Origin of the sequence: Photobacterium minamisatsumaniensis (genome assembly GCF_050336695.1) — a bacterium.
In the GTDB taxonomy this organism is placed as follows: domain Bacteria; phylum Pseudomonadota; class Gammaproteobacteria; order Enterobacterales; family Vibrionaceae; genus Photobacterium; species Photobacterium minamisatsumaniensis.
On the sequence record NZ_JAKJSI010000024.1, the window covers coordinates 105,315 to 131,482 of the forward strand.

22 protein-coding genes are annotated in these 26,168 nt (G+C 44.0%); 11 read left to right on the forward strand and 11 right to left on the reverse strand.

Annotated features, from left to right (window positions below; genetic code table 11):
• Positions 1 to 22: 22 nt before the first annotated feature.
• The 7 genes from selD to trxB form a co-directional block, all read right to left on the reverse strand.
• Positions 23 to 1,069: a selenide, water dikinase SelD gene (selD, locus tag L4D78_RS13745; protein WP_428467448.1), complete on the reverse strand. Its 1,047-nt coding sequence runs from the start codon at positions 1,067 to 1,069 to the stop codon at positions 23 to 25.
• 115 nt (positions 1,070 to 1,184) lie between these two features.
• Positions 1,185 to 2,348: a glycine/sarcosine/betaine reductase complex component C subunit alpha gene (grdD, locus tag L4D78_RS13750; protein ID WP_428467449.1), complete on the reverse strand. Its 1,164-nt coding sequence runs from the start codon at positions 2,346 to 2,348 to the stop codon at positions 1,185 to 1,187.
• A gap of 15 nt (positions 2,349 to 2,363) precedes the next feature.
• Positions 2,364 to 3,905: a glycine/sarcosine/betaine reductase complex component C subunit beta gene (grdC, locus tag L4D78_RS13755; RefSeq protein WP_428467450.1), complete on the reverse strand. Its 1,542-nt coding sequence runs from the start codon at positions 3,903 to 3,905 to the stop codon at positions 2,364 to 2,366.
• An 80-nt stretch (positions 3,906 to 3,985) separates the two neighbouring features.
• The gene (gene grdA, locus L4D78_RS13760; protein WP_428458748.1) at positions 3,986 to 4,450 is read right to left on the reverse strand and encodes a glycine/sarcosine/betaine reductase complex selenoprotein A; all 465 of its coding nucleotides are present in this window, start codon (positions 4,448 to 4,450) and stop codon (positions 3,986 to 3,988) included.
• Positions 4,451 to 4,464: 14 nt separating this feature from the next.
• Positions 4,465 to 4,932 carry a glycine/sarcosine/betaine reductase complex selenoprotein A gene (gene grdA / locus L4D78_RS13765; RefSeq protein ID WP_428458749.1) on the reverse strand — a complete coding sequence of 156 codons (468 nt, stop codon included), beginning with the start codon at positions 4,930 to 4,932 and terminating at the stop codon, positions 4,465 to 4,467.
• 215 nt (positions 4,933 to 5,147) lie between these two features.
• Entirely contained in the window at positions 5,148 to 5,474 is a 327-nt protein-coding gene (gene trxA / locus L4D78_RS13770; protein WP_428467451.1) for a thioredoxin TrxA, read from the reverse strand.
• A 10-nt stretch (positions 5,475 to 5,484) separates the two neighbouring features.
• A complete protein-coding gene (trxB, locus tag L4D78_RS13775; protein WP_428467452.1) occupies positions 5,485 to 6,696 on the reverse strand; it encodes a thioredoxin-disulfide reductase in 1,212 nt (403 codons plus the stop codon).
• A 932-nt stretch (positions 6,697 to 7,628) separates the two neighbouring features.
• On the opposite strand from trxB, the gene L4D78_RS13780 reads away from it, so the two are divergent.
• The 4 genes from L4D78_RS13780 (at position 7,629) to L4D78_RS13795 (ending at position 14,678) form a co-directional block, all read left to right on the forward strand.
• Positions 7,629 to 9,026: an aminopeptidase gene (locus tag L4D78_RS13780; protein ID WP_428467453.1), complete on the forward strand. Its 1,398-nt coding sequence runs from the start codon at positions 7,629 to 7,631 to the stop codon at positions 9,024 to 9,026.
• Between the two features lie 25 nt (positions 9,027 to 9,051).
• On the forward strand, positions 9,052 to 10,530 hold the full coding sequence (locus L4D78_RS13785) for an oligopeptide:H+ symporter (protein WP_428467454.1): 1,479 nt from the start codon (positions 9,052 to 9,054) through the stop codon (positions 10,528 to 10,530).
• A gap of 321 nt (positions 10,531 to 10,851) precedes the next feature.
• Positions 10,852 to 11,616 carry an efflux RND transporter periplasmic adaptor subunit gene (locus L4D78_RS13790; RefSeq protein WP_428467455.1) on the forward strand — a complete coding sequence of 255 codons (765 nt, stop codon included), beginning with the start codon at positions 10,852 to 10,854 and terminating at the stop codon, positions 11,614 to 11,616.
• A gap of 11 nt (positions 11,617 to 11,627) precedes the next feature.
• Complete coding sequence (locus L4D78_RS13795; RefSeq protein WP_428467456.1) at positions 11,628 to 14,678, forward strand: efflux RND transporter permease subunit; 3,051 nt, start codon at positions 11,628 to 11,630, stop codon at positions 14,676 to 14,678.
• Between the two features lie 54 nt (positions 14,679 to 14,732).
• Here L4D78_RS13795 and L4D78_RS13800 read toward each other — a convergent pair whose 3' ends face one another.
• Together L4D78_RS13800 and L4D78_RS13805 are read right to left on the reverse strand one after the other, a co-directional pair.
• Positions 14,733 to 15,674, reverse strand: coding sequence for a DMT family transporter (locus tag L4D78_RS13800; RefSeq protein WP_428467457.1), 942 nt, complete (start codon positions 15,672 to 15,674; stop codon positions 14,733 to 14,735).
• A 277-nt stretch (positions 15,675 to 15,951) separates the two neighbouring features.
• Positions 15,952 to 16,320: a DsrE/DsrF/TusD sulfur relay family protein gene (locus L4D78_RS13805; RefSeq protein WP_428467458.1), complete on the reverse strand. Its 369-nt coding sequence runs from the start codon at positions 16,318 to 16,320 to the stop codon at positions 15,952 to 15,954.
• Positions 16,321 to 16,459: 139 nt separating this feature from the next.
• Between L4D78_RS13805 and L4D78_RS13810 the strand changes: the two genes are divergently transcribed.
• Positions 16,460 to 17,248, forward strand: a complete 789-nt coding sequence (locus L4D78_RS13810; protein WP_428467459.1) for a TOBE domain-containing protein — start codon at positions 16,460 to 16,462, stop codon at positions 17,246 to 17,248.
• A gap of 8 nt (positions 17,249 to 17,256) precedes the next feature.
• Here L4D78_RS13810 and L4D78_RS13815 read toward each other — a convergent pair whose 3' ends face one another.
• Positions 17,257 to 17,505, reverse strand: coding sequence for a hypothetical protein (locus tag L4D78_RS13815; protein WP_428467460.1), 249 nt, complete (start codon positions 17,503 to 17,505; stop codon positions 17,257 to 17,259).
• 393 nt (positions 17,506 to 17,898) lie between these two features.
• Between L4D78_RS13815 and rbsD the strand changes: the two genes are divergently transcribed.
• The 6 genes from rbsD (at position 17,899) to L4D78_RS13845 (ending at position 23,930) form a co-directional block, all read left to right on the forward strand.
• Complete coding sequence (rbsD, locus tag L4D78_RS13820; RefSeq protein ID WP_428467461.1) at positions 17,899 to 18,318, forward strand: D-ribose pyranase; 420 nt, start codon at positions 17,899 to 17,901, stop codon at positions 18,316 to 18,318.
• Between the two features lie 35 nt (positions 18,319 to 18,353).
• Complete coding sequence (rbsA, locus tag L4D78_RS13825) at positions 18,354 to 19,859, forward strand: ribose ABC transporter ATP-binding protein RbsA (protein WP_428467462.1); 1,506 nt, start codon at positions 18,354 to 18,356, stop codon at positions 19,857 to 19,859.
• Positions 19,856 to 20,836 (forward strand): ribose ABC transporter permease, encoded by a 981-nt coding sequence (gene rbsC, locus L4D78_RS13830; RefSeq protein WP_428467463.1) that lies wholly within the window; start codon positions 19,856 to 19,858, stop codon positions 20,834 to 20,836. The genes rbsA and rbsC overlap by 4 nt, the downstream gene beginning before the upstream one ends.
• An 87-nt stretch (positions 20,837 to 20,923) precedes the next feature.
• Positions 20,924 to 21,802, forward strand: coding sequence for a ribose ABC transporter substrate-binding protein RbsB (gene rbsB / locus L4D78_RS13835; RefSeq protein WP_428458763.1), 879 nt, complete (start codon positions 20,924 to 20,926; stop codon positions 21,800 to 21,802).
• A 155-nt stretch (positions 21,803 to 21,957) separates the two neighbouring features.
• The gene (gene rbsK, locus L4D78_RS13840) at positions 21,958 to 22,878 is read left to right on the forward strand and encodes a ribokinase (protein WP_428467464.1); all 921 of its coding nucleotides are present in this window, start codon (positions 21,958 to 21,960) and stop codon (positions 22,876 to 22,878) included.
• A 47-nt stretch (positions 22,879 to 22,925) separates the two neighbouring features.
• Positions 22,926 to 23,930, forward strand: coding sequence for a substrate-binding domain-containing protein (locus tag L4D78_RS13845; RefSeq protein ID WP_428467465.1), 1,005 nt, complete (start codon positions 22,926 to 22,928; stop codon positions 23,928 to 23,930).
• A gap of 575 nt (positions 23,931 to 24,505) precedes the next feature.
• On the opposite strand, the gene L4D78_RS13850 is transcribed toward L4D78_RS13845, so the two are convergent.
• Entirely contained in the window at positions 24,506 to 26,002 is a 1,497-nt protein-coding gene (locus tag L4D78_RS13850; RefSeq protein WP_428467466.1) for an oligopeptide:H+ symporter, read from the reverse strand.
• Positions 26,003 to 26,168 lie beyond the last annotated feature (166 nt).

The following is a 26,168-nucleotide window of genomic DNA, read 5'->3' on the forward strand; positions in this document are numbered from 1 at the left end:
TTTCTGTTCCGTTGAGCTAGGCTCAAGACACCTTAATGCCTTGGCCAGCTTCAGCGAATCCAACGACCCAACAGGGTTCTTTACTATTACTAAATTCAGTTAATAAAGCGTCCAGACAATCTTGCGGGACAGCAGCAAGCAACCCTCCGGAGGTTTCCGGACAACAGAGTTTTTGCTGCCAACTTTCATCTAACTCAGAGTCAAACGCCAAATCGTCACGGTAAGCCTCGAGGTTACGCTTGGCACCACCTGGGAATAAACCCTGTGCAGCGTAGTCTTCAGCTTCCGGTAAAAACGGCACCTGACTGGCATTAAAGTGCATGCAAACGTCACTCTTCTCTGCCATTTCTAACGCATGGCCTAGCAGTGAATAGCCTGTTACATCGGTACATGCTTTCACTGGGTAACGGACAAATATCTCAGCTGCTTTACGGTTAAGCTTTTTCATACTGTCAGTTGAGGTTTGTATCGCCTCTTGACTCGCCTTACCCCGTTTTGCAGCGGTTGAAATCAACCCGGTACCAATCGGTTTGGTTAACACCAAGACATCGCCACTTTCAACTGCGGCCTTGGTTTGCACTTTTGAAGGATGAATTGTACCCATCACTGATAAACCGAATTTTGGCTCATCGTCTTCCACGGTATGACCGCCCACCAACACCGCGCCAGCTTCACGGACTTTCTCCGCGCCACCTTTAAGGATTTGGCCAACAATGTCTTGTGGAAGATCTCGAGGAACACAAAAGATGTTCATCGCCAACGTAACCTGACCACCCATGGCATACACATCGCTTAATGCGTTGGCAGCAGCAATGGCGCCAAAGTCATAGGGATCATCGACAATAGGAGTAAAGAAATCCAATGTCTGAATTACAGCTACATCATCGTTGATTTTGTAAACGGCAGCGTCGTCACTTACCGTCAACCCCACCATCAGATCGGGATACTCTTGTTCGGGAAAAAGGGGTGAAATGGACTGCAGAACCTGCGCCATGGCCTTAGGGCCTATTTTCGCAGCTCACCCAGCTTTTTTGGTCATCTGCGTCAGACGTACTACTGTATCTGTCATCGCTAATTCCTTATAAGGGACGGTAAGAGCACGACTCTCAAACATCGATTTTGTGCTCAATGAATATTTCGGTTTAAGTGTTGCAAAATTATCTAGCACTTTAAAATGCTTGGCATCAGCCGATATATTTGGTCTCAACCAATACCGCTTTTGCCTTATCTAAGTCATCTCTTGCGACCAGAACAATTGGGCCTGTACAACCCATGCCGGTACGCGCAAAAATGTTCGCTTTCCATAGCGCCTGACAAGCGTCTTCAATCTCAAGGATATCAATGCCGCCGATCTCAGAATCTGTGACTTTTTCTGGTGGAGCTGCAATTTCTTCCTTCGCTTCAACCGCTTCTTTTGGCTGGCAATATTTCGCCAGTATGCTGTTCAAGCCAGATAGTGTTGCTGCTTCCCACTCTTCGTCCACTCGCTTCATCACCTCTCCTTTCGCAGCATCTGCACACAATCTGATGGCTCCTGCCACCACCGGTGCACCCGACGCCCTAGAGATGATATTCACCAGCTTGCCAGCGGCACCGTCACCTAAGCCAGGGCCGTAGCCAAAACCTGATGCTTCGTAGCTGCCACCCGTGGTGAAAGAAGAGAACATTTTCATCAACAAGTTACCGGTTAGGCTGTCAGTCACCATGACATCTGGTGTGCCTTGCAGTAAATCGTTACCGCGCATGGCAATACCACCATCAGCGCGACCAGACTCCGCAAAGTGAATGTCATAACCGGCTTGTTGGAGCTCACGTAGACCGCGTTCACACAGCGCAGCACCATCAATATTGAGTACGCCAACCGTTGGCTTTTTAATACCTGAGGCTTTTGCAAGTGCTATCCCGTAAAGGGTGTTTTTTAGCAATGCGGCCTGGCGGTTGGTGTCTGTCGTACCAGTGGTTGATGCAATGATCATCTCACTGCCATTGCCCGGTGTAACTACCTTGCCCATGGTACTCACACCTAGTGGGAAGGCGTAGTGCAACGTCACACAGCCGTCGATTTTCTTAGATTCAAACAACGCTTCCATTACTTGGTGGCATTCATTCAAATCTGCAGCAGCGTGACATTCAAACCCGCACTCGGGATCATCACAGCCAATCAGTACTGGCTCGATATCACTGTGCTGCCTTGCGACTAATTGTGCGCCACGTAGTAACTCTTTCGGACCATGCTCACTACCGACCAAAGTCAAACCAATACGGATTTTTTTACCAAACTGCCCACTAAGCAGGCCGTCAGCCATGGCAGAAAATGTGTCGGACAGTTGTTGATTGATATTCGCCATCGCAACCTCCGATTACTACTTACCCTGTTTAGGGGTCAGTAAATTCTCAGCCACGTCGCGCATTGCTTGCGCCACAACCTGTTTAACTTGATGTTCGTCGAAGACTTCTTCCGGCTTACCGCTGTTCTTTTGAACCACAAAGCTCAAACCATCGAACAGGTTGGTCATACGACCCAGGAACAAACTGCCTTTACCGACCATCATGAAATTGTTAATTTCACCACTGGCTATCATTTCTCGGCCAAAGCCAAGGAATGGAACACCTGATGGAATATGACCTTGGGTTGGCGCAAAACCTGTCATGCCATGCTGCTGGACAAAAGCAGGGAGTTGAGTGCGCTCCATCTGGCCTTCTTTGACCGCTAATGCCGCAATCATCTTGTAGTTAGATTCCGGAACATTACCTGCACCAGCTGGCTTGGTGATCTCAGGGTTTTGCATTTCCACCGAATATTTGTCGATATCGGTCATCTTCATGCCAGCAGCTTTCAATGGTGCGGCAATTAATGCCGTCATTACTGCCTGTGGTGATGAACCTGTACCGATTTGATGACGGCCAACGATGTCAGTATTGATTTCAGGGCTAACACCGTCGTTTTCTGTCACCATGCAGGCAAAACCAGCTAAACAATCTTCCAGTACTGGCATGTTGTTTTTAACATGATCGCGGCCATTCATACCCAGTTTCGCAACTGCGCCGCCAGCGACAACCATTACATTCTTAAACACACCAGACTTCACCAATGCTGCAGCCAAAGTCATAGCATGGGCAGGTGCGGCACAGAAACCACGGACGTCAGAGCCTGTCGCACTATTACAGCCAACAGCTTCACCAATCGCTTTGGCAAAGTTACCGCCACCACGCTGGTTAATATCACCACACGCTTCTTCAGAGCATTCAATAAGATAATCGACTTTATCGAGTTCAATGCCCTGTTGCTTCAGGTGTATTGCTGCCATCACACCTGATGCTTTCGCACATAGGTTTTCAAGCATGATATGAGCCGATAAGTTTTCATCTTCATCATGGGCGGCTTTCACACAACCAACCAGCTCACCGTTCATCATCAGCACTTCCGCCTGATGGTGTTCAACCAGTGCCAAGATCTCATCTTTAGTGATGATCAGGTGGCCTGCCAACAAGTCAACATCATCGCCATAAAGCGCATGGTGACTTACCGTTGATTGATAAGTGTCTATAAATTCTTGAGTCAGATGAACCAAATTGAACACATCGACATGGTTCAACAGGGCATAAAACTGAGGTTGGCTATAGATTTCACCAAACTTACCTTGGTGAGAGCTATGTTCTTTATTCTCATACCAGGGCTGGGGAATATCGGCCAATTGTTGTGGGGTTAAGTTACCGATATAGCACTGGTTAGCAGGGTATGACACCACATCTTCAAACGGACGAAGGTGGTCTTTTAACTGCTGCAAGTAGCTGTCTGACGGGTCTTTCGCCCGCGACTGAACTTGCACTGAACCGTGTTGAATCAACACATCTGGGGTATGGGCGAGTACATAACTCACGCCTTTAATTACTGCGTATCCCATTGTTACTCCTGCATCCGAGCCGGATAGTAGGTTCGAACCTGCCTGTTTATAAACAGATCCGAACCAGCATTGAGATATACTTATGCTAATGCAGTTTCGCTGCGGTATTGTTGCATTTCCGCTTTGATAGCATCGACATCAAGTACCATTTCCATCATTCCAACCTGTTCTTCATAAACAGCTGGATCGACAGCTTCTTTAACTTCGTCTTCAACCACGTGATAACAAGAAAGTCCTAACTGGACTCCCGCCAATGGTCCTGCAAAAGTCGGATCACCCATGGTGACGGTTTCACATGCTAGGCCAGAAGCTTCTGCTTCTGCGCCGCCAAGAATCACAACGAGATTCTCTGCGCCTTTTTCCTCTGCAAGTGTTTTAATCCGCTTTTGGTTCTCAAGATCCATTGCGCCAGCGCTTGTTCAGACGAAACATTCTGTAGTAGAGAAAGCAACGTGAGCACCTGTGGTTTTCATGCAAGCTTCGATTGCCTGCCCAGGTACGCCATCGCGGTCTCCAAGAATGATCACTGTTTTATTAGCGAACACAATCTTTCTCCCGATTAAACATACATTCCAAATTGCTCACGATACTCTTTAACCTCTGCCACGATGGCATCGACATCAAGTACCATTTCCATCATGCTTATCTGTTCGTCATAGACGTCAGCATCCACATTGTCTTTAATTTCCGGCTCAACCACATGATAACAAGAGAGTCCCAACTGGACTCCGGCTAATGGTCCGGCAAAAGTAGGATCGCCGTTTGTTACGGTTTCACATGCTAGGCCAGAAGCTTCTGCTTCTGCACCACCAAGTACGATAACCAGATTCTCTGGGCCGAACTCGTCAGCAAAACCTTTGATCCTCTTTTGATTTTCCAGATCCATAGCACCTGCGCTGGTTCAGACGAAACACTCAGTTGTAGAGAAAAGAACATGCGCACCAGCAGATTTGATACAAGCTTCAATTGCTTGTCCTGGTACACCGTCTCTGTCTCCCAAGATAATAACTTTCTTATCTTTGAGCATTGTTCACTCCAAGGGTACAGATTACTAAGATCATGCTCGTCAGTTCGTTAGCTTTGCCTTCTTACCGAGTCACATGGATTTTTATAAAGCACTTTCTTTTAGTCATTACTTCAAAAAAGTAATTGCTAGAAAAGGCTTATATTTGTGCCAACAGGCTGTTGCCTATTAAAAACAAATTCAATTTGGCATCCTATTAAATGCCAGGCCAAACACGCTTACGCGGTTTCAGCAATAAAGCTTTCTACTGTGCTTTCAACGTCTTCCATTTCTAGCTCTTCACCAGAAAGATGTTCGACTTTCTCGCCATTTTTGTAGAAAACAAAAGAAGGTAAGCCCATCACTTTCTGCGCCATCGCCAAGCGACGGTTACCCTGAATATTCAGCTTGCAGAACTTGATTTCATTGCCGTATTTCTCAGCTAGCTCCATGACTTCTGGCATTAGTTCAATGCAGCGGCCACAGTTTTCGCTCCAGAAATCCACCAATACGATGCCATCAACTTTTACTTCAGCATCAAAGTTTTCTTTGGTTAGTTCGATCATTGCGTTTCCCTTAATACAGAGTTTCTAACTCGGTAATATCCTTAACATCTACTCGCTTGGCTTCCTGCCCAGCGTCAAATCGGATCACAACAGGCACTTCAGATACCGAGAATCGACTCGCAATATTCTGGCTCTTGTAAGTATCAATAGTCACAACACGCTGATCGGGGTTATCTTTGCAGTTCAACTCAAGCTGGTTAATCACCTCTAAACTTTCTTTGCTTAGCGGGTTCCAGAAAGCCACCATTGCTGTACCACCGAATTCAGATACTGATTTACGCCAGTTTTCTTCTTCTTCGATATAGCGGTCAGCAGCCACGGCTGCTACAGCACCATCACCTGCTGCGGTAACCACCTGACGAAGGAATTTGTCAGTTACATCACCAACCGCAAAAATACCCGGTACGTTTGTTTCTTGTTTTTCGTTGGTAAGCACATAACCTTGCGGTGTTAACGCCACTTGCTCTTTAATGAAGTCGGTCTTTGGTACTGTACCGACAAACATGAAGACCCCATCTGTAGCTAGCTCGGTTATCTCACCTGTTTTCAGGTTTTTGAGCTTAACGCCGTTGACTAATTCATCACCGCAGATTTCTTCAACTACCGAATTCCAAACAAATTCAATCTTATCGTTGGCAAATGCTTGTTCCTGTGCGGTGCGATCCGCATCCAGAATGCCCTGATCATGAAGAACAACCATGGTGACTTTGTTTACAAACTTTGTCAGGAACACCGACTCTTCAACGGCAGTATTACCCGAGCCAACAACCACAACATCTAGCTCTTCATAAAAGTCAGCATCGCAAGTTGCACAATACGAAACGCCCTTACCACGGAATTCAGACTCACCAGTGATGCCAAGAATACGAGGTGTTGCGCCTGTTGCGACAATAATGCTCTTCGCTTGGTATTCTTCGCCTTTATTGGTTTTCAGCGTTTTAATAAAGCCGTCATCAGCAATGGTTATTTCTGAAACTAATCCACGCGCAAACTCAACACCAAACTTATTACAGTGCTCACGGAACATATCCATTAATTGTGGGCCTGTTGCTTCAACAATCCCTGGGTAGTTTTCCATTTCACTGGTTGTTGCGGCTTGGCCGCCTGTATTACGCTTATCTTCTAAAATTAGAGTTTTCATTTTACCGCGTGCGGCATAAACTCCAGCTGACATACCACCAGCACCGCCACCAATAATGATGACATCGTATAGCTCTGACATATAATTCACCGATTGCTATTTCACGACCACATGCCCATCATTCCAATAAATAAAAGGGCACATCAAAAACAAATCAGTTTTTCGACAACTTCATTGGTTAGGTAATTAGTAACAGGCGACATTAACAACCGTAAAAACAATAAACCTACATATAATGAGCTGCAATCAAAAACCCAGCCAGTTATTTAAATCTGTATTTTATTTCTAGCTAGGTAAATCTTCTTATCCACTCGACTTGTAGGTGATTATAATTAGTAATGTTTATTTTTTTGTGAGCAAAGCCCAATTCCAGCACAAAATTCTGCATCGAATGAAATTATGATACTTGAATCATAATTAAGCCACACAAAAAGCCATATGAGATCACTAAAACATAACCAAATGGAATATAAAAGACAATAGACATGCTACTATTGGAAATATTTACGCATATAGTCACCACAAAGCTACATCTTTAAGCAATCTGGAAATATTGAGGGATCTTAGCTTTTCTTGTTGTTTCTATTTTTCATTACAATAGAGACTTACACCTAGTCATAAGAAAAACTAATGCAAAAAGTARAGATAACTATTGTATTCTTTTTCTGAGTAAAGACATGTATCACGGCTTGTAATTACTCTTGTTTTTCATACTTTGTAATATTCAATTTCTATCAATATTGTTCACTTTCTTTATTCAAAGGTGTATTCCGCTTCCCTGCATTTCCAGTAAATGTTTATTACAAACCTCACTAAACAATCATTTAAACTGATTTTTATTCCCAAGCACTCGATTACTTATTTTTCAGAATGTTTATTTACAAAACACTCATTAAATAAGTGTTTTATTTTGCATTTTTTATATCAATAAGCAGATCATACTCACAAACAAACCACCAAGCAGAATGATAACCTCCGCAGCGAATAATCATTAACAGATGCGGAGTAAGGCAATGGAAACGCTTAAATTCACAAATGGTTGGCTAGATATAAATAAAAAAAGAGCTGATGAAATTAACCACTTCTGTGAAGACTACAAACACTTTTTAAATTTGGGAAAAACAGAAAGACAATGCGTCGCGGTTGCCATTGCTCAAGCAGAGCAGCACGGATTTCGCCCATTCACCGAGTTTGATCAATTAACTACCGGCGACAAAGTGTATTTTATTAATCGCCAAAAGAATGTCGTGCTTGCTGTTATTGGCCAACGTCCAATCAGTGATGGTATTCGTTACGTTGTTTCCCACATAGATTCCCCACGATTAGATTTGAAGCCCAACCCTCTTCACGAAAAAAATGAGCTCGCGATGATGCGTACTCATTATTATGGCGGTATTAAAAAGTACCAATGGGCTTCTCGTCCGCTAGCATTGCACGGTGTTGTGGTAACCAAATCAGGCCGTAAAGTAAATATTGCTATAGGCGAAGATGACTCTGATCCGGTTTTCACCATTCCAGATCTCCTTCCGCACCTTGACCGCAAGGTACAGCGTGAACGTAAAGCCGATGAAGTATTAAAAGGCGAAGAGCTTCAAATCATTATCGGTTCTGTACCAATGTCTTTTGATGACGAAAAAATTAAAGAGACCGTCAAACGGCACGTATTGATCAAGCTATTCGAAAAATACGAAATCAGCGAACCTGACTTCATTTCTGCCGAGCTAATGCTTGTCCCAGCAGGTAAAGCCCGTGATGTCGGCCTTGATCAGGGCCTAATTGGTGCTTACGGCCAAGATGATCGCATATGTGCCTATACCTCATTAGAAGCAATATTCGATATCGATACGCCAGAGCAAACAGCAGTGTGCTTCTTGGTTGATAAAGAAGAAATTGGCTCATCCGGTGCCACTGGGCTTGAATCTCGTTATTTAGAATACTTCACTGGTGAGCTATTGATCCGTCAAGCCGGTGAGCGATATAACGATCAACTACTGCGCAGGTGTCTGTGGCAATCATACGCCTTATCTTCAGATGTGAATGCAGGACTAAATCCATTATTTGACTCGGTTCATGACGAACAAAATGCCTCCAAATTAGGCTACGGCCTTGTTCTCACCAAGTACACCGGCCATGGCGGTAAAGTCGCATCGAATGATGCCGACGCAGAATATGTCGCGACTCTGCGCCGTATATTCGATGACACCGAAATCAAATGGCAAACCGGCCTGCTTGGCAAAGTCGATGAAGGTGGTGGTGGTACTGTGGCTAAATACCTTGCTCATTATGGCATTAACACCATTGATGCTGGTGCTGCTTTGCTATCTATGCACTCTCCCTTCGAGCTGTCTTCTAAGTTCGATATTCATGAGCTTTATCGCGCCTATAAAGCTTTCTATATCCAAGCACTGTAACGCTGACTAGCTGGAGAATCACAAAATGAAAAAGCGTCATCCGTTAACCTTTTACATTCTCTGTTCATGTCAGTTTTGGTGGGCACTTTCTTTCTATAGCCTATGGGCGATTTTGCCTGTGTTCCTTGGGGAAGAGCTGGGTGTCGATCAGAAAACTTCATTTGCAACCTTCGGTGCTTTCGCAGCCCTAGGTGCGGCAATGCTATTTGTCGGCGGCTGGTTAGCTGACAAAATATTGGGGGCTAAACGTACCCTTGTTTGGGGCTTTACCTTCCAAGGTCTGGGCTATTTCATTATTGCCTATTCGGCTATCACCGCTCAGCCACACTTTGTGTTTGTCGGCTTAGGTACGGTAGCTGTCGGTCGTGGTATTGGTAGTGTCGCACCTCCAACCATTATTGCCTCTGCCTATGAGAAAGATGACCCTCGCCTCGATGCAGCCTATACCTTGTTTTACATGGTAAACAATATCGGTGCATTTGTTGCTCAGCTTGGCGCACCTATTATGGCATACAGCATTGGCTGGACATCGGCGTTTATCTTATCGGGTGTCGGCATGGCAGTGAATGTGATCACTTACTTGCTGCTTCACAAGAAAATTAAGCAGGCAACTGAAGCCGATAAGCGAGCAATTCCGTTCAAGACGAACTCTTTGTTCCTATCAGGTGCGCTGATCGCCGTTGCAACCGCCAGCTACTTGCTCACCAATCTGCCATTGGCACAATTTGTGTTAGCACTTGCTGCACTAGTCATTTTGTTCTTGATCACCAAGGAGATGAAAAAAGAGCAGCCAACTAGCCGTAAACGTATGATCGTCGGGTTAGTCTTAATGGGGCAGGCACTGGCCTTCTTTATCCTTTATAACCAGATGCCAACCTCATTAAACTTCTTCGCGATTAATAACGTTGAAGCTGAGATTTTCGGTATTGCCATTAACCCTGTATCCTATCAGTCGTTTAACCCGATGTGGATCATATTCCTTAGCCCCATACTGGCCCATATCTATACGACGCTGGGTGAAAAAGGCAAAGATCTCTCCATGCCGGGTAAATTTGCGCTGGGTATGCTGATATGTTCCGCGGCATTTGCTTGTGCTGGTTTCTCGCAATACTTTGGCGACGAAAACGGCATGCTGAATCCGTTCTGGATTGCTGCACCGCATTTCTTGTTTGCTATTGGCGAACTCTTAATCTCGGCGCTAGGTTTGTCTGCGATTGCCAAGCTATTCCCAAGCCGTATCCGTGGCTTTATTTATGGCGCATGGAACATGACGCTCGCTATCGCCTCTGTTGCTGGGGCTTGGGTGGCTGGCTTGTCATCCAGCGGCGAAGTAGAAATGACACCTGTAGAAAGCTTGGCTTCCTACGGTAGCTACTTCTACATGCTTGCCATTGCGTCAGCCATTGTCGGTGTTGTTTGTGTCTATCTTGCTCCTCGCCTGAACAAGCTCATTGAGACTAGTGTTGAAGACGGTGGTGACGGGAAAGACGCTCAGACGGCTTAATTACTTTATTTCCATTAACAAAGCGGGCAGCGGATGCCCGCTTTATATATTCACTTTCATACTTCTAATTAATTTATATTATCGCTATAAACTGAATAAAATATGTATATTTCACCCAAAGATATCCATCGTAAATAATAACTTTCCACATTCTCGAAACAATTGAAGAACGCCCCGCGACATTCTCATTAAAGTGTACTAACTCAATAACTTATAGCATTCACATTACGAAAAAAGCAAAGCGGCATTCTGATCGCATCGACGCTTTTTTCACATCTAGAGGAATAAGATAGTTTTATACTCATATTTCAAGGAACTAATATGAATAAGCTATCTTTCTTATCTCTTACCTTAATATCTTTCCTGCTTTCCAATCACGCTTATGCCGTTGATTTAATTGGTAACGCCAAGGCTAAACAGACATTAGAAATTGTTTCACAAGTAAGTGGCATCATAGAAAATTACCCGTTACAGCCCGGTACGACTGTCGCTAAAGGCGATACCCTTATAACAATATCGCCTGAAGATTTTGAATTAGATGTGCGTAAACAAAGGGCGAATCTAGCCTTAGTAAAGGCCGATTTAAAAATAAAGAAAAGCCTTTATCATCGCTATCAAGAACTCAAGCAGAAAAATAGCTTATCCCAGAATGAACTTGATATTGCAGAAGCCGACTACCAAGCGGCATTAGCAACAGTGCAGCTGGCACAAATTGAGCTCGAGAAATCTCTCATTGATTTAGACAATACAAAAATCAATGCCGAAATTGACGGCTACGTAGTCAAAAAAGCGGTCGAAAAAGGCTCTTGGGTTGAAAAAGGCACCACACTCTATTCTTTAGTTTCGACTAAGTTAATCATTATTCGCCTACATGCCAGTGAGCATGACATTCAAAATCTACGTGTTGGACAACCGATTCAGGTTTGGAGCGATGCTAACCCAACATTAAAAATTGACGCCAAAATTAAACGCATTGGTGTCGAGCTTGACGACGCCTCTCTGGCCTACCCTGTCGATATTGAAATTCCAAACAACCAAGAAATGTTCCTACCTGGAATGTCGCTTCACGCAACCACAGACGTATAAAGGAAGCCAGCATGCGACCTATCATTTCGTATTTTGCTCAGCGCGGCTTTCTTGCCCGCGTACTCACTATTATGGTGTTTGCTATAGGTTTATCCTCAATGAGCATCATAAAACTCCAAGAGTTACCGGAAATAGCCTTCCCTGAAGTGGAGATCATTACCCACTATCCGGGAGCATCCCCACAAGATATTGAACTGAATATCACCAACAAAATCGAGAAGGAATTAAGGGGAGTACAAAACATCCGCGAGATGACCTCGGAGTCAAGTGAAGGGACATCATTAATCTTGCTGGAAGTGGATGAAAACGCCGATATTGCCGATGTCGTCAGAAAAATTCAGCAAGCGGTTGATAGGGTTAGCGGATTACCCAAAGACATTTCAGATCCTCCGCTGGTATTACAAGAAAGTACATCCTCTTTCGAGGTATTACGTTTTGGTGTTACCACCGATGCCAATTATGCCGACTTACAACAATATACCCGTAATTTAGAAAAGAAAATCCGTGCCATACCTGGGATAGGTACAGCTACGATGTCTGGGTTCCGAGAACGTGAATTTTGGATTGAAGTCGACCCTAATAAAGTCAGGCGCTACCAACTTACCTTCAATGACGTGATTCAGGCAATTGATAGCCGAAACCTGTCGGTCTCAGGCGGTGTTGTTGAGTCATGGCAATCTGAGCACCGAATTGTCACCCTAACCCAAGTTACCACCGTCGAAGAGCTCGAGCAGTCAATCATAAAGGTCTTACCGGGTGGAGGGATGATCCGGATAAAAGATATTGCCACCGTCAGCGATGATTTCGAAAAAGCCACAGAATACGGGATGATCAACAATCAGCCTGCCATTTTATTCAATATTACCAAGAGTGCTAACGCAGACGTACGTGTCGCCATCGACAGTGTGTTAGGGCTGTTAGACGCTGAAAAGCAACGCATGAACGGTAAGTTTGACTTCCATACCTCAATCAACCTCGCCAAAGATATGGATGACAAGTTTTCTATCGTTACCACCAATGGCGGCATCGGTCTTGTACTCGTTTTAGTGGTGTTGAGCCTGATCCTCAAGCGACAGATTGCTTTCTGGGTCGCCGTTTCTATTCCATTTTGTGTCTTCGGTGTTTTGGCGATGCTACCAGCCCTTGGCATGACCTTAGACAGTATCACCTTTGCAGCCCTGCTATTAGTGATAGGGATAATCGTGGATGACTCGGTGATCATCGCAGAAAGTATATATCGAGAAAAAGAGCTCGGAGCCAGCCCACTTCAAGCCGCAATTGATGGCACGATGAAGGTTTACAAGCCCATCATTGCCAGCCTGACAACAACAGTGCTGGTATTCATCCCTATGTTTTTTGTGCCGGGGGAATTTGGGATGCAAGTAGCAGTGATCCCAATGACCGTGATTTTAGCGCTGATTTTTTCATTATTTGAATGTACTTTCACCCTGCCCGCTCATCTCTCTGAATCGTTAGCGAAAGAGAAAAAAGAGAGCAAGAGCCTTATTTCATTCGATGCTATCACGGCACGCTACTCCCTTCTGTTGACAACCGCAGTGGACAATAAGAAAAAAGTGTTGCTGGCATCTAGTGTGTTATTGCTATTGGGAGGGGGGATGCTTGTTAGCTTAAAAGTTGACTTCTTTCCTGCCCAAGCCGCGAAATATATAGAAGTGCATACCGAGGTCAAACCCGGTACACCGATGAACAAAGTTCGTGAAGCCCACGCAGAGCTCGAGCGGGTAATTACAGCCTTGCCCGCAGAAGAGTTGCTCAGCTATGAAATGACCTATTCAACACCAGTTAGCATTGGGCTAATTAATCTAACAAACTTTGAAGATAGGACACGTAGTGCCGATCAAATCGCCGATGATTTATCGACGAAGCTCAGCAATTTAGACAGTGTTCCCTTCATTAAATTTACGGTGGATGCTGGTGGTCCTCCTCCAGGAGAGCCCGTTGAAGTCAGGGTAATTGGTCATAACCAAACAGCACGAAACAAAGCTGTCGCTATGATATCGGAGTGGTTAACGGCTCATCCAGCCTTGGATAAAGTCAGCCATAATGAAGCCTTGCAAGATCAGCAGCTACAAATAATTCCGCAATATGAATGGTTAGCCCGCTACAGCCTTACCGTAAATGATTTAGCTTCCACATTACGCATTGCATTTGATGGTGAAAGTATTTCAACAACTTGGATAGGTGATGAAGAAGTCGGTTTACGCGTGATTTTGCTGGAACAATACCGAAACTTGGATGAGTTGCGTAATACAAAAATATATACCGCTGACGGTAGCCAAGTGCCGCTGAGCCGATTAGCGAATGTAGAATACGTCGAGACCCCACGGTTACTATTGCACTTTAATGGCGATCGCCAAGTACTTGTCACCGCACAAATTATCGATGATGCATTAACTCCCGATGACATTACGGAAGAGCTTGGCGCGGCACTCGAAGGAAAAATCGACCCAAGTATTACCCTCGATATTGGCGGTGAAGCCGAAGCAACAGATGAAACGTTGGGGGGAATTGTGGTGGCGTTCCCATCAGCGATACTGGGCATTTACTTTGTACTGGCGATCATGTTTGGCTCTTTGGTTCAACCGTTACTGGTTATTGCAGTGATCCCGTTTGCCATGGTCGCATCACTAACAGCCCTATTCCTGCACATGCAACCCCTCTCTTTGTTCGCGCTAATCGGGGTACTAGGGATGTGCGGGGTTGTTGTTAATAATGCTTTGGTATTGATCAGTCGGATAAATCAACTAAGAGAAGAAGGTACAGCTATCTTCGACGCTGTTATCACCGCATCGATTAGTCGCCTCCGCCCTATATTATTAACCTCGGTCACCACTGTCGTCGGGCTACTACCGCTGGCTTATGGCATTGGAGGTACCGATGTCTTCATGGGGCCGATGGCACTCACACTCAGTTATGGCCTACTGTTCTCAGTACCTATTGTGCTGTTTATTGTGCCTTGCTTATATTTGTGCATTGTTCACGAACATGCCATGTCGACATCGGAGAAAAACGAGAACCCTGAGGCTGCTACCCCACAGTAACCATATAAAGCATAAGCGCTACCCTTTTGGCGCTTATGCTTATTTTACGGTTCGTTAAGCCAACTCTTCTGCCATACAAGCCGCACATTTCTTTGGCTTCCTCATCACATAACGCTGCCAAAATACGACATCTGTTTTCGACAACAAAATACCGAGAAACAGCGGCAACAATAAAGCCATTGATTGGTAAGAAACAGCGCTATTGTTGACGACAGCAGAAATCACCAACGCGACGATAGGGAAGATTAAAAAACAGATCGAAGCGGTAAATGGGGACGAAACTTGATTTAACTTGAAATAAGCAACAATACCGCCCACGCTGGCGATTAATCCAAGAAACGCCACCGCCCAAATGGATTCCAGAGAAAACGTATTAACATTTGCCCGCTCGACAAATATCGAAGTGATCAGCAATACAATTGAAGCAATAAAACAAGGCACGGCATTATATGTAAGTACCGGTATATCTTTACAATACTTTTGAACCAGCACATACATTAATGCATGAACGATCACCGCCAATGCTAACGCACTCATACCAATCGCATAGCTCGATCCCCCTATTGTCATTTCATTTACCAAAATGACACTCAGGCTCATCACGGCCACCAACAACCCTAGCAACTGATGTTTTGCTAATTTTAATCCAAGAAAAATACTCGAGACAGTTAACACAGCAATTGGCATATTGGCGAAAATGACGGCAGCAAGACCCGATGATATATACTGCTCACCAAAAATCATTAAAGTAAACGGAATAGCAAAATAGAATATCGCCACCACGAACATCCAGTGCTGCTTCCCTTTAGGAAACACTAACGGCTGCTTAAAATAATATGCTAATGCCACAAGAACGGGTGCCGCAATGAAGAACCGCAGCCCTGTTGCCATTATGGGTGGTATGGTTTGCACCGCAACTTCCATCGCAAACCACGTTGTGCCCCAAATTAAACATACCGAAATAAATAGCATCGGCACTAGTTGTTTAGTTTTCATTTTCAACCCTAAGATATTCATGTCACCAAGATGCATTCACTTGCCTCTTAGTACGCCCTATACATGCCTTCTCTTGATGAGAAGTTTATTCATCCTTGGAAAGAATTTTTACTTTACGGGGAAAAGTGTAAAAAAATGTATAGAAAGGTAAGTCAGCGTAAAACCATGTCGTAGGGTGTAAATTCTAGAGTAAGATCAACAAAATAGATTGGTAAGGGGAATAGTTAAACCAACCTAGAATAAGTCAGTTCAATGCATCCCCTGCAGAATTAATGTATTAGAAAGTAACTACCTTATCAGCAAGTAATGTCCACATTGAGAGATCATCAAGCGTGCCAATCTTCGCCCCATCAATCAAAGGTAAGTCAGATAGGCCACGGGCGTTGCAGCAGGTTTTGCATAGCTTTACTTCAGCCCCTTGCGCTAACAGGATCTCCAACATTTGCTGAATGTCATATCCTTCACCAGGGTGCTGTTTTGGCAAAGCACAACTGACAGCGTCAGACATCAAGAAGATTTTCACCGACGTTTCTATGCCTTCTTGCTCATTGAGGTTAATTGCCAACCTCAAGCCATTAAAAGAGCGCTCGGACCCATAAGGTGCATCATTCAAAATAAATAACAGCGTTTGCTTATCGTTAGTCATAATCAATATCCTATTGAATGCTCAGGCGATTCACTGATGTGTATAAACATCGTACCTGTAAAAAAATCAGGTATACTCTACGACAATTATGAAAGTGTATTCATGATCTGAACCACATCGCTTGATAGGAACCTATTTGATGGATTTTGACGCCCTGCTCACGCTATCCCAAGATGGCAAAGTTTTCGCTAACCCTCGCAGGGTCGCTCTGCTAAAAGCCATTGAAGCAACAGGATCCATCAGCCAAGGGGCAAAGGTCGCAGGTATTAGCTATAAAGCGGCTTATGATGCCATTAAAGATATGAATAACCGCGCCGAGAGCCCAATCATAGACAGTGAAAAAGGCGGTAAAGGTGGAGGTGGTGCTAACTTGACTAGGCAGGGTCAACGCTTAGTACAAATGTATGACTTGATCGACCATATTCAGAGTATGGGGCTTCAAGCCCTGAATGATGACAATGTGCCCCTTCACAGCTTACTGGGTGTAATGAGCAAGTTATCTTTACAAACCAGCGCGCGAAATCAACTGTTTGGCAGTATTACCGCAATTGAAAACCATGACTTACATGATCTCATCCAAATCGGCCTACCTAATGGTGAAACCATAAAAGCCACAGTAACACACGGCAGTACGGTGAGATTAAACTTACATGTAGGAAAAGATGTCGTGGCCTTGTTCAAAGGGCCAGCACTAAACCTTAACGCCCACCCTATGGACAATAGCGATACGTTAAATCAACTAAAAGGAACTTTGACATCGATTAAGTCAGATAGCCACTCAACGGAAGTATTCATAAAAATCCGTTCTGACAATGAAATCTGTGCACTTGTCGACAAGGCCGAAAATACAGAGCCAAGCCTTCATGTTGGCATGGAAGTGTATGCAACTTTTCCATATTCTCAGGTAATCATTGCCACGATGACTTAAGCATCGCGCTAATCAGAGCGTTTTATGCATTTACTATAGAAGTTGTTGTAACTTTCTCCTTGCAGTAAGCAGTTCTCAAAGTGCTTGTAATCTAAATATTGGAATACGGCTAAAAAAATCACCGAGATGACCATTCCGACTAAGGATAACCTCGCTAACCACATCTTTTTTTTGTTTAGGGCGAACAGTAACATCGCCACTGAACTCGGGGCTAGGCTAATAAATAGCAGTTTAAAGTCGAGCAAAGATAAACTCATAAACCTTCCATGTAAGACCGCGTACCAGCGCTAAAAAGCATTTTTCGTAAACCCACCAAGTACTAAAACGAAATGCATGAAGGGATAATACGCTTTTATCATAGGCATTATCAAAATATTCCATCCCTTTAAATAATACCTGACCAAAAACTGACAGTGAACCAAGCCATCAAAGCCCTACAGCTCACATTATATTCATTAGAAGCATAATTCTTCTGATCTGAATCACAAAAATTGGCCATACTTAGTGCGCATCGAAACGTTTGCTTTTACATTTACAGCCATCGAAACGTTTGCGTAATCGTTTCGATGGCAAAAAGAGAAGAAGGATAAGCAAACCACGGCTGGTTATCACTTTAAAGCATCACCACCATCAATAACTAAGGTGCAAGCATGAAAAAGAGCACACTCATTAATTCTGAGTTGTCTTATTTGGTCGCCACACTGGGCCACACCGACGAAGTCACAGTTTGTGATGCGGGTTTACCGATTCCTGACGAAACCCAACGCATCGACCTTGCACTCATCCCGGGCGTTCCGACTTTTATCCAAACGGTAAAAGCGTTGCTTGGTGAAATGCAAATTGAAGGGGTTGTGATGGCGGAAGAGTTCAAGCAAATCAGCCCAGAGCACCATGAAGCGCTTATCACCTTAATCCGCGATGAAGAAGAAATGTGTGGTAAAGCAATAGCCCTTACCTACGTGACTCACGAAGCATTCAAAGTGCATACCCAAAACAGCAAAGCCGTTATCCGTACTGGGGAGTGTACCCCGTATGCCAATGTGATTTTCCAAGCCGGTGTTGTGTTTTAAACCGCACATCCATGAGTTAGTTGCAAGGAATTGACATGAAACAGCCAATTTTAGAACTAAAAGACATCGAAAAAGCCTTTCCAGGTGTTAAAGCACTGGATAAGGCTAGCCTAAATGTCTACCCCGGTAAGGTAATGGCCTTAATGGGAGAAAACGGGGCTGGAAAATCAACCCTGATGAAATCCCTGACAGGAATTTATGCCATGGACGCGGGCGAAATCCGCTATGAAGGCAAAACCGTTAACTTTAACGGTCCGCGTCATTCACAAGAGGCTGGTATCAGTATTATTCACCAAGAATTGAATCTGATCCCTGAGCTGTCCATTGCTGAAAATATTTTCCTTGGCCGTGAAAAAACCAATGCCTTTGGTGGTATCAAGTGGTCAGCCATGTATGCCGAAGCCGATGCGTTATTAAAGCGCTTGAACGTTAAGCACAGCTCTCGCCAACTCCTTGGTGAGCTGAGTTTAGGCGAACAGCAAATGGTTGAGATTGCCAAAGCTCTGTCTTTCAAATCTAAGGTTATCATCATGGATGAACCGACTGACGCTTTGACTGATAAAGAAACCGAATCACTGTTCAAAGTGATCAATGAGCTACGCGATGAAGACTGTGGCATTGTTTATATTTCACATCGTCTAAAAGAAATTTTTGAAATTTGCGATGACATCACGGTGCTGCGTGATGGCAAATTCATAGGTCAACGTGCAGTTGCTGATACCAATGAAGATGGCCTAATCGAAATGATGGTTGGTCGTCGTCTTGAGGAACAGTATCCACGCATTGACGTCACACACGGTACGACTTGCCTTGAAGTCAAAAACCTCTGTGGTGATGGCGTCAATGATGTCAGCTTTACCTTAGATAGAGGTGAAATCTTAGGGGTATCTGGCTTGATGGGCGCAGGTCGTACCGAGCTAATGAAAGTGATCTTCGGTGCGCTGTCTCGTGAATCTGGCGATATTGTGTTAGATGGTAAAACCATTAACCCGCTCACCCCACAAGATGGTTTGGCGAACGGCATTGCCTATATCTCTGAAGACCGTAAAGGCGATGGCCTTGTACTGGGTTTATCCGTAAAAGAAAACATGTCTATCTGCTCGCTTGAGCAACTTTCTAAAGGCGTTCAGCTTAACCACTACGACGAAGTAACGGCGGTTGAAGACTTCATTCGCCTGTTCAACATCAAGACACCAACTCGCGACCAAATCATTGGTAACTTGTCGGGTGGTAATCAACAAAAAGTGGCAATTGCCAAAGGCTTGATGACCAAACCGAAAGTCCTGATCCTTGATGAGCCAACCCGTGGTGTCGATGTCGGTGCCAAGAAAGAAATCTATCAGCTCATTAACCAATTTAAAGCAGAGGGAATGAGCATCATCCTTGTTTCATCTGAAATGCCTGAAGTACTCGGCATGAGCGACCGCATTCTGGTTATGCATGAAGGCAAGATCAGCGGTGAATTCATGGCCGAAGACGCCGACCAAGAAAAACTCCTAGCCTGCGCTGTGGGTAAACAAATCAACGAGGTAGCAGCATGAGCAGCAACGCCATCACCAAAGAACAAAACTCAGGTAGCACTAAGCTATTTAGCAAAGAATGGTTAATTGAACAGAAGTCTTTAATCGCTCTGATTTTATTAATCGTGGTGGTTTCATTTCTGAATCCAAATTTTTTCACCGTCGATAACATCCTGAATATTCTTCGTCAAACGTCAATTAATGCCATTATTGCGGTGGGTATGACATTGGTTATTTTGACTGCAGGTATCGACTTGAGTGTGGGCTCAGTACTTGCCTTGTGTGGTGCTTTTGCCGCAACCATGATTGGCCTAGAAGTCCCTGTAATGGTTGCTGTACCGACCGCCCTAGTCGCTGGTACTGCACTGGGTGCTATTAGCGGTATCATTATAGCTAAAGGTAAAGTACAGGCTTTCATCGCAACACTAGTGACCATGACACTACTACGTGGTGTGACGATGGTTTACACCGATGGCCGCCCTATTTCGACAGGTTTCACCGATGTTGCCGATAGCTTTGCTTGGTTTGGTACAGGTTACGCTCTAGGTATCCCAGTACCAATCTGGATGATGGTTATTGTGTTTGCTGCTGTTTGGTACCTACTAAACCACACTCGCTTCGGTCGCTACATCTATGCTGTTGGCGGCAACGAATCAGCGGCACGTCTATCAGGTATCAATGTTGATCGCGTTAAGATTGGCGTCTACGCAATCTGCGGTTTATTAGCCGCTCTTGCTGGCATTATCGTCGCTTCTCGCCTTTCATCAGCTCAGCCTACTGCAGGCATGGGATATGAATTGGATGCGATTGCAGCCGTTGTACTTGGTGGCACAAGTCTAGCAGGTGGTAAGGGTCGTATTATGGGTACCCTAATTGGTGCCTTGATTATCGGCTTCTTGAATAATGCACTTAACCTACTAGACGTGTCCTCATACTACCAAATGATTGCAAAAGCAGTGGTCATTCTGCTGGCAGTCCTTGTAGATAATAAAAAATAAATATACCTCTGACGCTAGGTTTTCTAGCAAAGCGGGTAGTTCCCCCTGCCCGCACACTAACCCGACATATGTAGAAAGGAAAACAGAATGAAAAAGTTAGCAACCCTGATCTCTGCCGCTGTTATTTCCGCGTCATTCAGCTCGACAGCTGCAGCGCAAGACACAATGGCAATGGTGGTTTCGACTCTAAACAACCCATTCTTCGTTACCATGAAGGAAGGTGCAGAGGCTAAAGCCCAAGAGCTTGGCTATAACCTAATTGTTCTTGATTCACAGAATGACCCAAGCAAAGAACTTTCTAATGTAGAAGACCTTACGGTACGTGGTGTAAAAGCAATTCTAATCAACCCAACCGATTCTGATGCGGTTTCAAATGCGATTCGTATCGCAAACCGTTCTAACATCCCAGTACTAACCCTAGACCGTGGCGCAAGCCGTGGTGAAGTGGTAAGCCACATCGCTTCTGATAACGTTTCTGGTGGTGAAATGGCCGGTAAATTCATCATGGAAAAAGTAGGCGAGAAAGCCCGCGTTATCCAACTAGAAGGTATTGCCGGTACTTCAGCAGCACGTGAACGAGGCCAAGGCTTCATGAACGCTGTAGACGCACATGGTATGGATCTATTGGCTAGCCAGCCTGCAGATTTTGACCGTACTAAAGGTCTAAACGTCATGGAGAACATGCTGGCTGCAAACCCAGATGTTCAAGCTGTATTTGCTCAGAACGACGAAATGGCACTTGGCGCACTGCGTGCTGTTCAAGCATCAGGTAAAGACGTACTTATCGTTGGCTTCGACGGTACTGACGATGGTATTGCTGCCGTTAAACGCGGTATTTTAGGTGCGACAATCGCCCAGCAGCCAGACCTTATCGGTTCACTTGGCGTAGAAACTGCTGACAAGATGCTAAAAGGTGAGCAAGTGGAAACCAATATTCCTGTGCCACTAAAAGTAGTTTCAGAGTAATCCTATCTGAACTTTGCCAATTTAAGCTTCTTGGTTATTCAAGAAGCTTAAATTTCAACGTAACAAGTAAAACAAAATCTATCGCTTAGCACTTGTATCCTCATCACCATGCTAACCCATACATTTTGGCCAAAATAATTGAGAAAGGTCCCTCTATGAATAAATTAGTCGTTCTTGGCAGTGTGAACGCCGATCATGTTCTTCAAGTTGCTTCTTTCCCTCGCCCAGGGGAAACACTGCACGGCCATAGCTACTGTGTGATCCCTGGTGGTAAAGGGGCAAACCAAGCGGTTGCTGCCGCCCGTTTAGGGGCTGATATTGCCTTCATTGCCTCAGTTGGCGATGACAGCTTTGGTCATAACATTCGTAATGACTTTGAAAAAGAAGGCATGAACATTGAAGGCGTTATGATTGAGCAAAACATGCCAACTGGTATTGCGATGATCCAAGTTGCAGCCACTGGCGAAAATAGCATCGCGATTTCTGCCGAAGCTAATGGCTGTCTTAATCCTGAGCGCTTAGCACCACACCACCACCTGATAAAATCTGCTGATACTTTGCTGATGCAACTCGAAACACCGCTTGCAACCATTGAAGCTGCCGCAAAAGTAGCGAAGCTCGCTGGTACACGTGTCGTGTTAAATCCAGCCCCTGCACAAACATTATCAGATGACTTATTACAACTTGTTGATATGATTACACCAAATGAAACAGAAGCCGAGCTTCTGACAGGTGTAAAAGTGGATGATGTTACATCTGCACAGCAGGCTGCTGATAAGCTTCATGCCAAAGGCATTAAGCAAGTGATGATCACTTTGGGGAGCCAAGGTGTTTGGATCAGTGAAAACGGCAAAGGCCAGCAAATCCCTGGCTTCCGTGTGGATGCCAAAGATACCACGGCTGCTGGCGACACCTTCAATGGTGCTCTATTAACGGGGCTTCAAGAAGGACGTACTATGGATAACGCCATTCGCTTTGCTCATGCTGCTGCTGCCATTTCTGTTACTCGAATAGGTGCTCAAACCTCAATTCCACACCGCCGAGAGGTGGAACGCTTTCTTATTGAGCACCAATAAGCAAATTCTGCCGTACCCTTCATGAGGGTACGGCTCAGGGAGAATGTATGGCGACCATAAAAGATGTAGCAAAACATGCAGGGGTTTCAACCTCAACTGTTAGCCATGTGCTCAACAAAACCCGCTTTGTCAGTGAAGACATCTCGACTCGCGTTCTTGCTGCCGTTGACGAGCTTAACTACGCCCCTTCAGCCTTAGCGCGTAGCTTAAAAGTTAACCATACCCGCACTTTCGGTATGCTAGTAACCACCTCAACCAATCCGTTTTTTGGTGAAGTGGTAAAAGGGGTTGAACGTCGCTGCTACCAGCAAGGTTATAACCTGATCTTGTGTAACACCGAAGGCGATCTTGAACGTATGCACTCTAACCTAGATACATTGCTGCAAAAGCGTGTTGATGGGCTACTGCTCATGTGCAGCGAAGTAGAAGGCAAAGCTTTTGACTTATTTACCCGCCACCAGCCAGTACCAACAGTGGTCATGGATTGGGGGCCAATCGATTTCCCAAGTGATAAGATTCAAGATAACTCCCATCAAGGTGGTTATCTAGCAACCCGTCACCTTATCGAGCAAGGTCATAAACAAATTGGTTGTTTAACAGGTCCACTGGACAAATTGCCAGCTCAACAACGCCTTTCTGGCTTTACCCAAGCAATGGAAGAAGCTGGCCTAGAAATCAACAAACAGTGGATAGCTTCTGGCAACTTTGAGTGTGAGGGCGGCGAGATCGCCTTTAATGATGTTTTCGATCGTGGAGAGCTACCGACCGCTTTCTTTGTCTGTAACGATATGATGGCAATGGGTGTGATTAACACCGCTCATAAAAAAGGGATTTCTGTTCCTGAAGATCTATCGCTTGTTGGCTATGATGATATAAAACTGGCTAAATATATCACGCCATCATTAACGACAATTCATCAGTCTAAACACCGTTTAGGTCAACAAGCTGTTGATACCTTATTAGATAAAATTCAGAACAAACGCGATACCAATAAAATCATCCAACTCGAGCCAACCTTAATCGAGCGTGACAGCGTTAAGCCTCTCGTCTAATACACAGCTTTAAATTTAAGCCCAACGACTGCTTGGGCTTAAACATTAACCCTCTCCGCCTCACCGACTTACTCCCAACCCATTGTTACAATTAGAAATATATCGCAGCATTATCAATTCAATCAGCCAATACTTAAACTGCGCTAGATCGTATTTCCGATGTAAAACCCGTCGAAAGCCGACAATCCAAGAATTAGAAATTGACCTGCAACAAAACTCAGCGTACAACTGTAAGCCTAAACCAGCGAACACGTGTAAGCTGAATATTTTTGTATAGTCATTCCTAATAAATGGCTAGTTATCATCCACCATGCAAAGTATCAATGCCTGCAACTATTCAGGCCAAAGGATAACCATGTTAAACATCATCGTGAATTGGTTCCGGTTACAGTCCCTAAAACCCAACAATGAATGGGAGGCAAATTTTTTCAACTCACATTTCTAATCAATTGCTCTATAGCGTGAAAGTACTAAAGTAAAAAGCCCCGACTTGTTAAGAAGGGGCTTTATAAGAGAGTTTTGATTAGTTAATCAACACAATGGTAACGGTGGCCTAGTCAAGAAGCCGTTGAGCATTACTGACCTGTTTCAGCTTGGACTTTCTCTGTGTTATTCCTATCATTAATTAAGTTATCCAGCTTTTTGGCGGTTAATAGCATAATGACCGCCATAACAGTTGCTCCAATCCCAATTTTAAAGAAGTAACTGGCATACACCGGTAGTGTTTGAAGCGATTCAACAGAGCCTGAAGATTCAGGAACAGCAATATATACCGCAAGATTAGCCGCAATAATGGATGAAATACCCAGCGTTAGTGTTCTGAAACCCAAGGTGAAACCAATCATATGATTTGGCACTAATTGAGCAAGAACCGATATGCCAAGCGCACTGATCAGTAGCTCTCCCAACCCTTGGAATAAGTGAGTTAAAATAAGCCAAAAAGCAGACACTCGCCCTGTTTCATCCGCCATAAAGCTAGCTCCATAGGCTAAGCTAAGAAAAGCTAGCGAACAAAAGAACATTCCCATTGCAAACTTCAAAGGTAACGATGCACCGTTGCCTTTAGCATTATTTTTTTCATAGAAAATCGCTAATAAAGGACTGAGAATAATTATCCAGAATGGATTTAATGCTTGTGTAGAAACCGGGTCAAAAGGAATACCTAGAAACTCATGACGGGTATTGTGAATAGCAAAAAATGTTAACGAGGTTGGCATTTGTTTATATAGTATGAAAAATATTACAGAAAAACCCAGTAAAATTAAGCTCGCAATCATCTTTTTTTGTTGAACTGCATTTTCTTTCCGTAAATACATAGTAAAAAGAACAAGTGCTACAGAAAGTGCGATAACTAATAATATCTGCATAAGCTTGTAGTTAGTTATTAACCAACTACCCAATAATGTAAGCCCAATAAGCCCAAAAATTATAAACAGATAAGTTTTAACGTTAATTTTTTCAAAATCAGGTTTTGCACCAATATTTTCAATCCAACTTCTTTTTGATATATAGATAAATATAGTTAGTATATTCCAAAGACCAGCAATCGCAAACCCAGCAGAATAAGAGTACTTGTGAGCAATTATAGGGGTAATAACCAGTGATATACATGAGCCCACATTTATCATCATATAATAGACTGTAAAGGCACTATCTACTCTAATATCATCACTTTTATAGGCTTTAGAAATAATATTTGAAGGGCAGTTATTGGCTAATGCCCTACTTACCCCACCACCAGCTAAGCCAATCATTGCCAATGAGACGCTGCCAATAGCTGCGGCATAACTAAGTAAAAATAATGAAACAATAATACCGACATTACCCATTATAAGTGAACGTTTAACACCGAGTATTTTATCCGCTAAATATCCACCTAGTGCATAAATAATGGTAGAAAAAGCAGAGGCGGCTCCATTAATTAAAAACGCATCGCTTTCTGACATGCCTAATTCATTAACCATGAACACAGTGACAATGGCAACTAAGCCATACATAGATAACATAGCGGGTAAAATAATAAAGCACATCAGCCTAAATGCGGAAGGCTGACGGGAAAATGCAATTGACATATAACTATCCTCAAATTTAAGGTGCAGAAACCTGAAATTCATAAAAGAGAAAAACCAAGACGCATAGCATTTGTTCGAATTAAATTCAATAAGTAGAGGGCAGCGTGAATTTAATTATGATTTATTTCATTTTACAATAAATCCATATTCATCCTTAAACATTATA

What these genes read in the sequence shown, in the direction of transcription:
- grdD (WP_428467449.1), bottom strand. Translation starts at nt 2,348, where the DNA reads ATGGCGAATATCAATCAACAACTGTCCGACACATTTTCTGCCATGGCT.
- L4D78_RS13805 (WP_428467458.1), bottom strand. Translation starts at nt 16,320, where the DNA reads ATGACTAACGATAAGCAAACGCTGTTATTTATTTTGAATGATGCACCT.
- rbsC (WP_428467463.1), top strand. Translation starts at nt 19,856, where the DNA reads ATGAGCAGCAACGCCATCACCAAAGAACAAAACTCAGGTAGCACTAAG.
- L4D78_RS13810 (WP_428467459.1), top strand. Translation starts at nt 16,460, where the DNA reads ATGGATTTTGACGCCCTGCTCACGCTATCCCAAGATGGCAAAGTTTTC.
- rbsB (WP_428458763.1), top strand. Translation starts at nt 20,924, where the DNA reads ATGAAAAAGTTAGCAACCCTGATCTCTGCCGCTGTTATTTCCGCGTCA.
- L4D78_RS13790 (WP_428467455.1), top strand. Translation starts at nt 10,852, where the DNA reads ATGAATAAGCTATCTTTCTTATCTCTTACCTTAATATCTTTCCTGCTT.
- rbsD (WP_428467461.1), top strand. Translation starts at nt 17,899, where the DNA reads ATGAAAAAGAGCACACTCATTAATTCTGAGTTGTCTTATTTGGTCGCC.
- L4D78_RS13815 (WP_428467460.1), bottom strand. Translation starts at nt 17,505, where the DNA reads ATGAGTTTATCTTTGCTCGACTTTAAACTGCTATTTATTAGCCTAGCC.
- L4D78_RS13845 (WP_428467465.1), top strand. Translation starts at nt 22,926, where the DNA reads ATGGCGACCATAAAAGATGTAGCAAAACATGCAGGGGTTTCAACCTCA.
- L4D78_RS13800 (WP_428467457.1), bottom strand. Translation starts at nt 15,674, where the DNA reads ATGAAAACTAAACAACTAGTGCCGATGCTATTTATTTCGGTATGTTTA.
- rbsK (WP_428467464.1), top strand. Translation starts at nt 21,958, where the DNA reads ATGAATAAATTAGTCGTTCTTGGCAGTGTGAACGCCGATCATGTTCTT.
- L4D78_RS13850 (WP_428467466.1), bottom strand. Translation starts at nt 26,002, where the DNA reads ATGTCAATTGCATTTTCCCGTCAGCCTTCCGCATTTAGGCTGATGTGC.
- trxB (WP_428467452.1), bottom strand. Translation starts at nt 6,696, where the DNA reads ATGTCAGAGCTATACGATGTCATCATTATTGGTGGCGGTGCTGGTGGT.
- L4D78_RS13785 (WP_428467454.1), top strand. Translation starts at nt 9,052, where the DNA reads ATGAAAAAGCGTCATCCGTTAACCTTTTACATTCTCTGTTCATGTCAG.
- L4D78_RS13780 (WP_428467453.1), top strand. Translation starts at nt 7,629, where the DNA reads ATGGAAACGCTTAAATTCACAAATGGTTGGCTAGATATAAATAAAAAA.
- L4D78_RS13795 (WP_428467456.1), top strand. Translation starts at nt 11,628, where the DNA reads ATGCGACCTATCATTTCGTATTTTGCTCAGCGCGGCTTTCTTGCCCGC.
- rbsA (WP_428467462.1), top strand. Translation starts at nt 18,354, where the DNA reads ATGAAACAGCCAATTTTAGAACTAAAAGACATCGAAAAAGCCTTTCCA.
- grdC (WP_428467450.1), bottom strand. Translation starts at nt 3,905, where the DNA reads ATGGGATACGCAGTAATTAAAGGCGTGAGTTATGTACTCGCCCATACC.
- trxA (WP_428467451.1), bottom strand. Translation starts at nt 5,474, where the DNA reads ATGATCGAACTAACCAAAGAAAACTTTGATGCTGAAGTAAAAGTTGAT.